General features: G+C 71.1%; 15 protein-coding genes. 11 read left to right on the top strand and 4 right to left on the bottom strand.

Annotation, left to right across the window (positions count from 1 at the left end; genetic code table 11):
- Positions 1-11 precede the first annotated feature (11 nt).
- The 7 genes from F0U44_RS04610 to F0U44_RS04580 are packed head-to-tail and all read left to right on the top strand — an operon-like array spanning position 12 to position 6,073.
- Complete coding sequence (locus F0U44_RS04610) at positions 12-1,310, top strand: adenylosuccinate synthase (protein ID WP_149727031.1); 1,299 nt, start codon at positions 12-14, stop codon at positions 1,308-1,310.
- Positions 1,311-1,336: 26 nt separating this feature from the next.
- Positions 1,337-1,624 (top strand): hypothetical protein, encoded by a 288-nt coding sequence (locus tag F0U44_RS04605; RefSeq protein WP_149727030.1) that lies wholly within the window; start codon positions 1,337-1,339, stop codon positions 1,622-1,624.
- A 44-nt stretch (positions 1,625-1,668) separates the two neighbouring features.
- The gene (gene purD / locus F0U44_RS04600; RefSeq protein ID WP_149727029.1) at positions 1,669-2,967 is read left to right on the top strand and encodes a phosphoribosylamine--glycine ligase; all 1,299 of its coding nucleotides are present in this window, start codon (positions 1,669-1,671) and stop codon (positions 2,965-2,967) included.
- A gap of 1 nt (position 2,968) precedes the next feature.
- Positions 2,969-3,427: a GNAT family N-acetyltransferase gene (locus F0U44_RS04595; RefSeq protein ID WP_149727028.1), complete on the top strand. Its 459-nt coding sequence runs from the start codon at positions 2,969-2,971 to the stop codon at positions 3,425-3,427.
- 26 nt (positions 3,428-3,453) lie between these two features.
- The gene (gene purB, locus F0U44_RS04590) at positions 3,454-4,872 is read left to right on the top strand and encodes an adenylosuccinate lyase (RefSeq protein WP_438616479.1); all 1,419 of its coding nucleotides are present in this window, start codon (positions 3,454-3,456) and stop codon (positions 4,870-4,872) included.
- 41 nt (positions 4,873-4,913) lie between these two features.
- The gene (locus F0U44_RS04585) at positions 4,914-5,501 is read left to right on the top strand and encodes an RNA polymerase sigma factor (protein ID WP_149727026.1); all 588 of its coding nucleotides are present in this window, start codon (positions 4,914-4,916) and stop codon (positions 5,499-5,501) included.
- On the top strand, positions 5,498-6,073 hold the full coding sequence (locus tag F0U44_RS04580) for a hypothetical protein (protein ID WP_149727025.1): 576 nt from the start codon (positions 5,498-5,500) through the stop codon (positions 6,071-6,073). Before F0U44_RS04585 ends, F0U44_RS04580 begins: the two co-directional genes overlap by 4 nt.
- Before the next feature lie 19 nt (positions 6,074-6,092).
- Here the strand turns inward: F0U44_RS04580 and F0U44_RS04575 are convergent, their stop codons facing one another.
- Genes F0U44_RS04575 through F0U44_RS04560 form a run of 4 tightly spaced genes read right to left on the bottom strand, consistent with a single transcriptional unit; the run spans position 6,093 to position 9,413 of the window.
- Positions 6,093-6,410, bottom strand: a complete 318-nt coding sequence (locus F0U44_RS04575) for an antibiotic biosynthesis monooxygenase family protein (RefSeq protein ID WP_149727024.1) — start codon at positions 6,408-6,410, stop codon at positions 6,093-6,095.
- Positions 6,411-6,433: 23 nt separating this feature from the next.
- Complete coding sequence (locus F0U44_RS04570; RefSeq protein ID WP_149727023.1) at positions 6,434-7,450, bottom strand: hypothetical protein; 1,017 nt, start codon at positions 7,448-7,450, stop codon at positions 6,434-6,436.
- Between the two features lie 41 nt (positions 7,451-7,491).
- Positions 7,492-8,955 carry an alpha/beta hydrolase gene (locus tag F0U44_RS04565; protein WP_149727022.1) on the bottom strand — a complete coding sequence of 488 codons (1,464 nt, stop codon included), beginning with the start codon at positions 8,953-8,955 and terminating at the stop codon, positions 7,492-7,494.
- Between the two features lie 29 nt (positions 8,956-8,984).
- Positions 8,985-9,413: a hypothetical protein gene (locus F0U44_RS04560; protein WP_149727021.1), complete on the bottom strand. Its 429-nt coding sequence runs from the start codon at positions 9,411-9,413 to the stop codon at positions 8,985-8,987.
- Between the two features lie 248 nt (positions 9,414-9,661).
- Here F0U44_RS04560 and F0U44_RS04555 point away from each other — a divergent pair, with 248 nt between their 5' ends.
- Genes F0U44_RS04555 through F0U44_RS04540 form a run of 4 tightly spaced genes read left to right on the top strand, consistent with a single transcriptional unit; the run spans position 9,662 to position 11,941 of the window.
- The gene (locus F0U44_RS04555) at positions 9,662-10,555 is read left to right on the top strand and encodes a phosphoribosylaminoimidazolesuccinocarboxamide synthase (protein ID WP_188113318.1); all 894 of its coding nucleotides are present in this window, start codon (positions 9,662-9,664) and stop codon (positions 10,553-10,555) included.
- Positions 10,556-10,564: 9 nt separating this feature from the next.
- Entirely contained in the window at positions 10,565-10,810 is a 246-nt protein-coding gene (gene purS, locus F0U44_RS04550) for a phosphoribosylformylglycinamidine synthase subunit PurS (protein ID WP_149727020.1), read from the top strand.
- Positions 10,807-11,475: a phosphoribosylformylglycinamidine synthase subunit PurQ gene (purQ, locus tag F0U44_RS04545; RefSeq protein ID WP_149727019.1), complete on the top strand. Its 669-nt coding sequence runs from the start codon at positions 10,807-10,809 to the stop codon at positions 11,473-11,475. Before purS ends, purQ begins: the two co-directional genes overlap by 4 nt.
- 16 nt (positions 11,476-11,491) lie before the next feature.
- Entirely contained in the window at positions 11,492-11,941 is a 450-nt protein-coding gene (locus tag F0U44_RS04540; protein WP_246160300.1) for a DUF3817 domain-containing protein, read from the top strand.
- The last annotated feature ends 10 nt before the right edge of the window (positions 11,942-11,951 follow it).

Here is an 11,951-nt window from a genome sequence, read left to right as displayed (position 1 = left end):
GGAGCACACCGATGCCAGCGATCGTGATCGTCGGCGCCCAATGGGGCGACGAGGGCAAGGGCAAGGCCACCGACCACCTCGGCAGCCGGGTCGACTACGTGGTGAAGTTCAACGGCGGCAACAACGCCGGCCACACCGTCGTCATTCGCCAAGAAGACGGCACCCTCGAGAAGTACGCCCTCCACCTGCTGCCGAGCGGCATTCTCACGCCGGGCTGCACGCCCGTCATCGGCAACGGCGTGGTCGTCGACCTCGACGTGCTGTTCAAGGAGATCGACGGCCTCGAGGCCCGCGGCACCGACACGTCCTCGCTCAAGGTCAGCTCCAACGCCCACGTCATCGCCGACTACAACCGCACCCTCGACAAGGTCGCCGAGCGCTTCCTCGGCAGCCGCAAGATCGGCACGACCGGTCGCGGCATCGGCCCGACCTACGCCGACAAGATGAACCGCATCGGCATCCGGATCCAGGACCTCTTCGACGAGAAGATCCTCACCCAGAAGGTCGAGGGGGCTCTCGAGCTCAAGAGCCAGGTCCTCGCCAAGGTCTACAACCGCCGCGCACCCTCGGTCGACCAGACCGTCGAGGAGCTGCTGGCCCACGCCGACCGCCTGGCGCCGTACGTCTGCGACACCACGCTGCTGCTCGGCCAGGCCCTCGACCGCGGCGAGACCGTGCTGCTGGAGGCCGGGCAGGCCACGCTGCTCGACGTCGACCACGGCACCTACCCGTTCGTGACGTCGTCGTCGGCGACCGCGGGCGGCGCCTGCACGGGCTCCGGCATCCCCCCGACCCGCATCGACCAGGTCATCGCCATCGTGAAGGCCTACACGACGCGCGTGGGCGAGGGTCCGTTCCCGACCGAGCTGCACGACGCCAACGGCGACTTCCTGCGCAACACCGGCTTCGAGTTCGGTACGACGACGGGCCGCCCGCGTCGCTGCGGTTGGTACGACGCCGTGATCGCCCGCTACGCCGCGCGGATCAACGGCGTGACGGACTTCGTGCTCACCAAGCTCGACGTGCTCACCGGACTGGAGGAGATCCCGGTGTGCGTCGCCTACGACGTCGACGGCCAGCGCTACGACGAGATGCCGGCCAACCAGACCGACTTCCACCACGCGGTGCCGATCTACGAGTACTTCCCCGGCTGGACCGAGGACATCTCCGGCGCTCGCACGCTCGACGACCTGCCCGCCAACGCCCAGGCCTACGTCAAGGCGCTCGAGGGCATGTCGGGAGCGCGGATGTCGGTGGTCGGCGTCGGTCCGGAGCGCGAGCAGGCGGTCGTCCTCCACCCGCTGCGCTGACGCAGGGAAGGCCCTACGCTCGGCTGGTGCCCCGCGTCATCGCCTACCTCCTGTTGATCGGTGCGGGCATCGTCAGCCTGCCCGTCGCCGCCTACTTCCTCGACGGGCAGGGCACCGAGAACTGGATCCTGCCGGCCCAGCTCGCCACGATGGCGGTGATCGGCGCGCTGGTCGGTCAGGTCACGCCGGCGTTGGTCGGCGCGGGCGCGTCCGCGCGCAAGCGGGCCGCGCTCGGGGCGTTGCTCGGCATCGGTGCGGCGGTGGTGGGGGTCGTGCTGTTCTTCTTGCTGATCAACGGCTTCTCAGGCGCCTGACCGGCTGACGCGAGGGGGTGCGCGGGCCCCTAGGATCGTGGCCCGTGAAGACCCTCGTCATCGGCACCGGAGGCCGCGAGCACGCGCTCGGCCTGGCCCTCTCCCGCGACCCCGGCGTCACCGAGGTGCATGCCGCTCCGGGCAACCCCGGTCTGGGGGTGTTCGCCACACTGCACGACGTCGACCCGATGGATGGTGCCGCTGTCGCCGAGCTGGCCGTGCGCGTCGGCGCCGACCTCGTGGTGATCGGGCCGGAGGCGCCGCTGGTCGCCGGGGTCGCCGACGCCGTACGTGATCGCGGGATCGCGGTCTTCGGGCCGTCCGGCGCTGCCGCGCAGCTCGAGGGGTCGAAGGCCTTCTCGAAGGAGGTCATGGCGGCCGCGGGCGTGCCGACGGCCGGCTCACGCACCTGTACGACGGCCGACGAGGTCGCCGCGGCTCTCGACGAGTTCGGGGCGCCCTACGTCGTGAAGGACGACGCCCTCGCCGCGGGCAAGGGTGTCGTCGTCACCAACGACCGCGCCGAGGCGGTTGCCCACGCGGCGTCGTGCGACCGGGTCGTGATCGAGGAGTTCCTCGACGGCCCCGAGGTGTCGCTCTTCGCGGTCTGCGACGGCAGCACCGCCCACGCCCTGCAGCCCGCGCAGGACTTCAAGCGGATCTTCGACGGCGGTCGCGGCCCCAACACGGGCGGGATGGGCTCCTACACCCCGCTGACGTGGGCGCAGCCCGACCTGGCTGCCGTGGTGATGGAGACCGTCGTACAGCCCACGCTCGACGAGATGAACCGTCGCGGCGCGCCCTTCGTCGGCTGCCTCTACGTCGGCCTCGCGCTCACCGACGCCGGCCCGCGGGTCATCGAGTTCAACTGCCGCTTCGGCGACCCCGACATCCAGCCCGTGCTGGCGGTGCTCGAGTCGCCGCTGGGCTCGCTGCTGCACGCTGCAGCCGAGGGTCGGCTGGCCGATGAGCCCGCCCCCGTGTTCTCCGACGGCGCCTCCGTCACCGTCGTGCTCGCCTCGGCGGGCTACCCCGAGTCGTCCTCGAAGGGCGACGTCATCAGGGGGGTCGGCAACGCCAACGGCGTCAACGACGTCGACGTGATCCACGCCGGCACGGCGATCATCGCCGCTCCCGAGCCGGGCGACCCCGACCACAAGCACCTGGTCACGGCGGGCGGGCGGGTGCTCGCCGTACGTGCGGTCGGTTACGACGTCGCCGACGCCCGAGCCCGCGCCTACGCCGCCGCCGGCCTGATCTCGTTCGACGGACTGCAGCGGCGCTCGGACATCGCAGCCGAGCCGCTGGGCGTCATCGAGGGCGCTTCGGTCAAGGAGGCCTGACGTGCTGCCGCTCTGGGACGCGACGGTGGTGCAGGCGCTGCGGACCGGGGAGCGGCTCGAGGGCTGGCACCCGTCCTTCCCGCGCGACGACGACGTCGACGCCACGGGCGTGTGGCGCGAGAACGACCCGTGGGGGCCGCGCTCGATCCTCGTCGACGGCCTCGTCTGCGGCTCGATCGGTTTCTTCGGGCCGCCCGAGCCCGCGGCCGACGGTGTGCCCGAGGTCGAGATCGGCTACGGGCTGGTCGAGGAGGTCCGGGGCCGAGGCGTCGGGACCCGTGCGGTGCTGTGGGCGCTGACCCACTGCGACCGCGAGGGTGTCCGGGTCCGCGCGAGTATCGCGCCCGACAACGCCGCCAGCCTGGCGCTGGCCGCCAAGGCTGGTTTCACCACCGTCCGCGGCACCAACGACCAGGGCGAACTGGTGCTCGTCCGGCCGGTCGCGCAGGTTCAGCGGTAGCCGCTCGCCGTGGGAGAATGAGGCACGTGACCGTCCCGAACGTCCTCGCCACCCGCTACGCCGCGGCCGACCTCGCTGAGATCTGGTCGCCCGAGCACAAGATCGTGCTGGAGCGGCAGCTGTGGATCGCCGTACTGAAGGCCCAGCGCGACCTCGGCATCGACGTGCCCGACGGCGTCGTCGAGGCCTACGAGGACGTCGTCGAGAAGGTCGACCTCGCCTCCATTGCCGCGCGTGAGCGGATCACCCGTCACGACGTGAAGGCGCGGATCGAGGAGTTCTCGGCGCTCGCGGGCCACGAGCACATCCACAAGGGCATGACGTCGCGCGACCTGACCGAGAACGTCGAGCAGCTCCAGGTGAAGCAGTCGCTCGAGCTGCTCCGCGACCGCACGGTCGCGACCTTGGCCCGGCTCGCGCGGCTGGCCTCCGAGCACGAGCTCACGGTGATGGCGGGTCGGTCGCACAACGTGGCCGCGCAGGCGACCACGCTCGGCAAGCGCTTCGCGACGGTGGCCGACGAGCTGCTCATCGCGCTCGACCGGATCGAGGACCTCCTCGGTCGCTACCCCCTCCGCGGCATCAAGGGTCCGATGGGCACCGCCCAGGACATGCTCGACCTGCTCGGCGGCGACGAGGACAAGCTGACCGAGCTCGAGCAGCGCGTGGCGGGCCACCTCGGCTTCGAGCGGGTCCTCACGAGCGTCGGTCAGGTCTACCCGCGCAGCCTCGACTTCGACGTCCTCTCGGCGCTGGTCCAGCTGACGGCCGCACCGTCCAACCTGGCCACGACGATCCGGCTGATGGCCGGCAACGAGATCGTGACCGAGGGCTTCCAGGAGGGCCAGGTCGGCTCGTCCGCGATGCCCCACAAGATGAACACCCGCTCCTGCGAGCGGGTCAACGGCCTCGCCGTTGTCACCCGTGGCTACCTCTCGATGGTGGGCGAGCTCGCGGGCGACCAGTGGAACGAGGGCGACGTCTCCTGCTCCGTCGTACGACGGGTGGCACTGCCCGACGCGTTCTTCGCCGTCGACGGGCTCTTCCAGACCTTCCTCACGGTGCTCGACGAGTTCGGCGCCTTCCCGGCGGTCATCCAGCGCGAGCTCGACCGCTACCTGCCGTTCCTCGCGACGACCAAGGTCCTGATGGCCGCGGTCCGCAACGGCGTCGGCCGTGAGGCCGCGCACGAGGCGATCAAGGAGGCCGCCGTCGGCACCGCGCTCGCGATGCGCAAGGGCCAGGCCGACAACGACGTCTTCGCCAAGCTCGCCGCCGACGAGCGGCTCGGGCTCACGGCCGAGCAGCTGACCACGCTGGTCGCCGACCCGATCACGTTCACCGGTGCCGCGGTCGCTCAGACCCAGGCGGTCTGCCGGCAGGTCGCGGCCGTCGTCGAGCGCTACCCGGCTGCTGCGTCGTACGCTCCTGGAGCGATCCTCTAGGGGGAGTGTGACGCTCGATGCCGAGACGGACATGGAAGGGCATGAGCCCTCATTCCGTCGCGGACGAGCACGACCCGGAGCAGCAGTTCCGGGCGTTGTACGACGGCAACTTCGCCGCCGTGCTCGGCTACGCCCTGCGCCGGGTCGATCAGCCGGCCGACGCGGCCGACGTGGTCAGCGAGGTGTTCCTGGTGGCCTGGCGTCGGCTCGACGAGGCGCCTCCGGGGGACGGCCGGCCGTGGCTGTTCGGCATCGCCCGGCACCTGCTCGCCAACTACCACCGAGGTCAGCGGCGCCGACAGCGCTTGGGCGGTCGGCTGCGCGACGTACTGGCCCGTGACGTCGCGCCGGATCCGGCGACCGGGGTGGCGGAGTGGGACCGGATCCGCCGGCTGCTGCTGAAGCTGCGCCCCGACGACCGTGAGCTCCTCATGCTCGTCGGGTGGGACGGCCTGACGCCGACCGAGGCGGCGGAGGTCGTCGGCATCGCTCCCGGCACCGCGCGGATGCGGCTCGCGCGGGCGAGGCAGCGGTTCAAGGAGCTGGTCGAGCCCGGGTGTGACGCTCCCGCCGCGACCGGACATGTCCAGGCAGTCCCGTTCGAGCACGTGATCGGGGAGAGCCGATGATCGACCACCCTGACCCCTACCCGCGGGAGCAGATCGACGTCTGGCCCCTCCACGAAGCGCGCCAAGAGCTCCTGGAGGAGATCGTGTCCCAGCCCGGCCAGCCCACGTCCACCCGTCGGATCATGGTGCCCGTCGGCATCGCCGCCGCCCTGCTGCTCGTCGTGGGCGGTGCGTGGGCGGCGATCAGCGCTGGCGGCGACAGCGACCGCAAGGAGGACTCGACGGTCGCTGCGGCCTCGGTCGACCCGACCGCGAGCGACCCGACCGCGCCGACGTCGGACGCGACCACCGCGCCGACGACGGAGCCCACGAAGAAGCCGCGGCACCCGCGCGGCATCCGGCTCAACGGGGTCCGTATCGGCAAGGTCAATAGCCTCGACGAGTGCCTCCGGACGCTTCGCCAGCTCGACGGCCGCCAGGCGAAGCGCTACGTGCAGCTCCGCAAGCTCACCGAGCGTGGCCGGGACGGGCAGATGCGCCTCTACGTGGTGCGCGAGGACCGCAAGCTCTTCGCGGTCGACGAGCACTGCCGGTGGATCAAGGTCAAGGGCAGCCGGTTCGGCCGCCACTGACCTGACCGGTGGAGCCGGGTCAGGCCGGCTTCACGTCCAGCACGACCTCGAACTCCAGCAGGTCGGCACCGGTCGAGACCGGCTTCTGCGGCGCCTCGCCCGGCTTCTGGGCGTGGGCGGCCATGCCGGAGCCGTCGCGCCAGGCCTCGAAGGAGGTCTGGTCCTCCCAGTGGGTGACGACGAAGTAGCGGTCGTCGCCCGCGACCGGGCGGAGCAGCTGGAAGCCGAGGAAGCCGGGGGAGCCGTCGATGGTGCCGGCGCGAGCGGCGAACCGCTCCTCGAGCTGGGCACCGGCTGCCGGCGGCACGTGGATGGCGTTGATCTTCACGACGGACATGGCTCGAGCCTAGGCCGCAGCCGCTACTGCGAGACGATCCGGCCCCGCCCGACGCCGGGCCGGCAGCGGTAGTCGAAGGTGCCCGTGATGCTGAAGCGGAGGTTGAACACGCTGTTGGCCGGCACGCGTACGTCGCCGCGTCCGTCAAAGCTCAGGGTGGCCTCGTTGTCCTGGGTGTTGCGGAACCTGACCGTCGTGCCGACGGGGACCTCGAGCAGTGCGGGCCGGGGTCGGCAACCCGAGGTCAGCCGGACGACGTCATCGGCCGGCGGCGGGGGCGGCGGCTCCTCGTCGCCGTCGCGTTCGCAGCTGCGGAGCGAGTCGCCGGCCTGCCCGCCCCCGTCGCAGGTGTCGCGGGCTTCGCCACCGTTGAGGCGGTCGGCGCCGCCGTTGCCCGAGAGGTCGTCGCGGTCGTCGCCGCCCTGGAGCCGGTCGTCGCCCGGTCCGCCCTCAAGGAGGTCGGTGCCCGGGCCGCCGTTCGCCTGGTCGCCACCGCCGCCACCGAAGAGCCTGTCGGCGCCGACGTCGCCGTCGAGACCATCCTCTCCGTCGCCGCCGGAGAGGGTGTCGTCGCCGCCGGAGCCGAGCAGTACGTCGATCCCGGCACCGCCGCCGAGCTCGTCGTTGTCGGCCTGCCCGTCGAGTGCGTCGTTGCCGTCGTTGCCGATCAACTTGTCGGTGCCGCCGCCGCCGAACAGGTCGTCCTCGCCGGCGTCGCCGATGAGCCGGTCGGCGCCGCGGCCGCCCCGGATCGTTCCGCCGTCGGCGCGGGGCTCGAAGTCCTCGTCGGCGCAGATGACGTCAGCGCCGCCGCCACCGTCGATCGTGTCGACGCCGCCGAGACCGATGATGACGTCGGGACCGGAGGTGCCGGTGAGCGTCTCGGGCTCGTCCGAACCGAGGACGGTCGGGGCCTCGCCGTTGCAGGTCGGGAGCACGCCGGCCGGTGCGGGGGCGCCCGGTGCGACGAGGGTCAGACCAGCGGCGAGCACGACGCTGCCGACGAGTCGCGCGACCGGGTTGTGGGTGGTCATCGGCATGGTCGAAACCTCCGTGTGGAGAGGCCCGTGTCGAGCCTCCGTCAGCAGCCGACGTCGACGATATCGAGGTCTTCCCGCACGTGGCCCGAAATGTCGAGACTGTAGGCGGAGCAGTAGCGCGTGCTGAGGAGTGCGTCGCGGGTGAGCGTGACCTTCTTCCACCGCCCGTGCCCGACCGGCTCGAGGTAGCGGAACCGGGCCGCCAGCAGTGCCCGCGCGGGCGTGGTGCCCTGGAGGTAGTGGCCGAGCCAGGTCTGCGTGTAGACGCTGCTCAGGGCCTGGCCCCACCGGCTGGCCGGCAGGACCAGCGGGATGTCGGTGAAGTCCAGGTGGGTGCTGGCGTGCGGCACGACGAGCATCGTGTCGAGTCCGTGTGCCCGCCAGCCGTCGAACCCGCTCGCCCGCTCGCGCATCGGGTCCGGGTTGCCGGCTGCGGGCACCAGCGAGGACCCGCCGGAGAGGAACGAGGGGGTGACGGTGAAGCCGTACTCCGCCTGGAGCGCGAGCGCCGGGACCACCGGGGTCGTCGCCACGCTGCCCGCCACGCCGTTGGGCGCCTGCTGGAGCTTGTCCAGTGCGACCACGGTGGCGACCCGGTCGTCGTAGCCCTGGACGTAGGAGACGGCCGCGGCGCCCATCGAGTGTCCGATGATCGCGAGCCGGGTCGTGCGCCCCGGGGTGATCGGGTGAGGGATCGGCGAGCTGTCCCACAGGCCGAGCCAGGGGTTGGCGTCGGAGAGGAAGAAGTCGATCGCGTCGACGGTGCCGGTCGTGAAGTTGGCGAGCTGCTGGAAGGGCACGCCCGGGCAGGGCGTCATCTGGTTCGTCCCGAGCGCGGGGTCGCCGTCGGCGGGGGCGAACGGGTTGCAGAACGGGAAGAGCGGGTCGCCGGTGTGGGGCAACGTCTCGCTGGTGCCCTCGCCCTGGACGTCGAAGAGCAGCACGAGGTAGCCGCGCTCGGCGAGGTCCTCGGCCAGCCACTGGTACATCCCCTGGGAGCCGCCGACCGAGCCCGGCGTGATGATCACGCCCGGGTAGGGCCCGGTCAGGCGCGCACCCGTGTAGGGGTCGCGCGCTCCGGGGAGCGGTGCGTAGAGCGTGCCGCGCAGGAGGGCACCGAAGCGGTTGGTGAAGGAGACCTGCTGCATCCGGCCGCGGGTGCCGGCCCAGCCGGCGCGCAGCGGGTTGCCGACGTTCCAGCCGGGCACCGCGACCGCGGGCGTGACCGCGAGGTGGGTCGGGTCGGCTACCTGCTGCAGCAGCTGTGCGGTCGTGACGACCGTCGACTCCTTGACGAGGGCAGGGAGGTAGGCGGGGTTCTGGAGCTGGCCGCCCGAGTCGATGATCCGCCCATAGGCGTCGCGCATCGCGGCCAGATCCGCCACGGCGTCGTACCCCGGCGGTGCCGGGTCGGCGGGGTCAGCGGTCGCGCTGGTGGTGCCGGCTGCGACGACGGTCAGCGCGCAGAGCGCGGCGAGAAGGACACGGCGGGGGCTCCAGGTCACGTGACCTCAACGGCCCCCGGCGGCGCGGGCTACGCCCGAGCGTCCCCGCCCCAGTTGGCAAGCTTGGTCGCGATCAGGTGGAGGTCGGCCGCGCCATCACCTGCGGCGGGTGCGAAGAACCAGGTGTGGAAGTGGCCGCGGTCGGCGCCGTAGCGGCTGACGTCGACGTATTCAGCCTGGGGCGTGCTCTCGATGATCCGCACCAGCCGGTTGGAGATCCGCCCGAACTGCGAGGCCAGGTCGTCGTCGAGCTGACCGACCTTGCTGTGCTCGCGCGTCTGCAGGAGCAGGGCCGCGGCGACGTTCGCGTCGTGATCGGCGTGCGTGAGGATCCAGTACTCGTCCTCCCAGACGATCCGGTCCGTCGTTGCCCGCAGGCACTCCGGGCAACCGTCCTGCAGCGCGGGACGGGTCGCAGAAACGATCTGTTCGTAGGCCTCTGCGGGCGAGAGCGGCATGACGACAACTGTGCCACCCGGCTCGGGCGAGGAAACGCCCACCCCCTGTCGCCCCTGTCGACCGCGTCGAGCGATCGCTGTGCAAGGTCGTTCCGATTTAACTGTAGTGAGTTTGTGCACTAAAGTGGGCGAAGTCGTTCCGCGACCTGCAGCGTCCGTCGTACCTGACGTTTCAGTCCTGAATTCACGCAAATCAGGACGCAAACGTCAGGTACGACGACGCGGGACCCGCCCTCTAGGCTGACCCCGTGACGCTCGCGAACATCCCGGCCGCTCCCGTGATCCCCGGCGCCCGCCATGTCCACTCGGGCAAGGTGCGCGACCTCTACGAGCTCACCGAGGGCCCGCACGCGGGCAAGCTCTTGATGGTCGCCAGTGACCGGCTGTCGATCTTCGACTTCGTGCTGGAGACGACCATCCCCGACAAAGGCGAGATCCTCACCCGTACGTCGCTGTGGTGGTTCGACCAGCTCAAGGACCTGGTGCCTCACCACATCGTCAGCACGGACGTGCCGGCCGAGGTCGCCGGCCGTGCGGTCATCTGCGACAACCTCGCGATGTATCCCGTCGAGTGCGTCGCGCGGGGCTACCTGACCGGCTCCGGCCTGCTCGACTACAACGCCTCCGGTGAGGTGTGCGGGATCGCGCTGCCTCCCGGCCTGGTCGACGGCAGTCGGCTCCCCGCGCCGATCTTCACCCCGGCCACGAAGGCCGACCTGGGCGACCACGACGAGAACGTCTCGTACGACGCCGTGGTGACCACCGTCGGCCCCGAGATCGCCGCGCAGCTGCGTGACCTGACCCTTGCGGTCTACGGCCGGGCCGAGCAGATCGCGCGGGAGCGGGGCATCATCTTGGCCGACACGAAGTTCGAGTTCGGCGACCGCGGCGGGGAGATGGTGCTGGCCGACGAGGTCCTCACCCCCGACTCCTCGCGCTACTGGCCCGCCGACCAGTGGGAGCCCGGTCGGACCCAGCCGTCCTACGACAAGCAGATCGTGCGCAACTGGGCGCTCTCGGCCGAGTCGGGCTGGGACAAGGCGTCCGGGGAGGCCCCGCCGCCGCTCCCGCAGGAGGTCATCGACCGCACCCGGTCTCGCTACGTCGAGGCCTATGAGCTGCTCACGGGGGAGACCTTCTAGAATCGGGCCGTGGCCCGAGTCGTTGTTGCCGTCATGCCGAAGCCCGAGATCCTCGACCCGCAGGGCAAGGCGGTGCTGGGGGCTCTCCCGCGGCTCGGCTTCGCCGGCGTCGCCGACGTCCGTCAGGGGAAGCGCTTCGAGCTCGAGTTCGAGGGTGAAGTGACGCCCGCCGTCCTCGCCGAGGTGGAGCAGATGGCCGAGACCCTGCTCTCCAACCCGGTCATCGAGAACTACGTCGTGAGCGTCGAGCAGTGAAGGTCGGGGTCGTCACCTTCCCCGGCTCGCTCGACGACGTCGACGCCCAGCGCGCCGTCCGCATCGGCGGCAACGAGGCGGTCGCCCTCTGGCACGCCGACGCCGACCTCAGGGGTGTCGACGCGGTAGTGCTGCCCGGCGGCTTCTCCTACGGCGACTACCTGCGCTGCGGCGCCATCTCCCGCTTCGCGCCGGTGATGACCGAGGTCGTGCGCGCGGCCGGAGCCGGCATGCCGGTGCTCGGCATCTGCAACGGCTTCCAGATCCTGTGCGAGTCCCACCTGCTGCCGGGCGCGCTGATCCGCAACGACCACCGCAAGTTCGTGTGTCGCGACCAGAAGCTGCGGATCGAGAACAACCGCACGCCGTGGACGTCCTCCTACGACCAGGGCGCCGAGATCACGATCGTGCTCAAGAACGGCGAGGGCGGATTCGTCGCCGACGCCGAGACCCTCGCGCGGATCGAGGGCGAGGGCCAGGTCGTGGCCCGCTACCTCGAGGTCAACCCCAACGGGTCCCTCAATGACATCGCTGGCATCACCAACGAGCGCGGCAACGTCGTCGGCCTGATGCCCCACCCCGAGCACGCGGTCGAGGAGCTCACCGGCTCTGGTGTCGACGGTCTCGGTTTCTTCACGTCGCTCGCTGCGGCGACCTTCGCCTGAGCTGCCTGAGTCTGACGTGCTGACTCCGCGCAACGTCTTCCGCTTCCTGGCGATCACCGAAGCGATCACCTGGCTCTGCCTGCTCGCCGGCATGTTCGTGAAGTACGGCGTCGGCACCACCGAGCTCGGGGTGCAGATCGCCGGGCCGATCCACGGTGTCGCGTTCATCAGCTATTGCCTCGCGACGTTCGTCGTCGGCATCGACCAGGGCTGGTCCCGCGGCCGGCTCGTGCTCGGTCTGTTCTCTGCGGTTCCGCCGCTGATGACGGTCTGGTTCGAGCGTCGGGTCGAGCGGCTCGGCGGGCTGGACGACGCCTGGCACTCGCGCCACGACAGTCCGACGGCAGCGCAGCGCGCAGTGTGCTGGCTGCTGCGTCACCACCGGCAGGCGATTGTCGGTTTCGTGGTCGCTGTCGCCGCGCTCACCGGGCTCGCGCTGCTCGTGGGCCCGCCCGCCAGCAGCTGAACCTGGCTCT

Source organism: Nocardioides humilatus (assembly GCF_008373755.1).
Lineage (GTDB): Bacteria > Actinomycetota > Actinomycetes > Propionibacteriales > Nocardioidaceae > Nocardioides > Nocardioides humilatus.
This window is presented reverse-complemented; position numbering and strand designations above follow the sequence as displayed.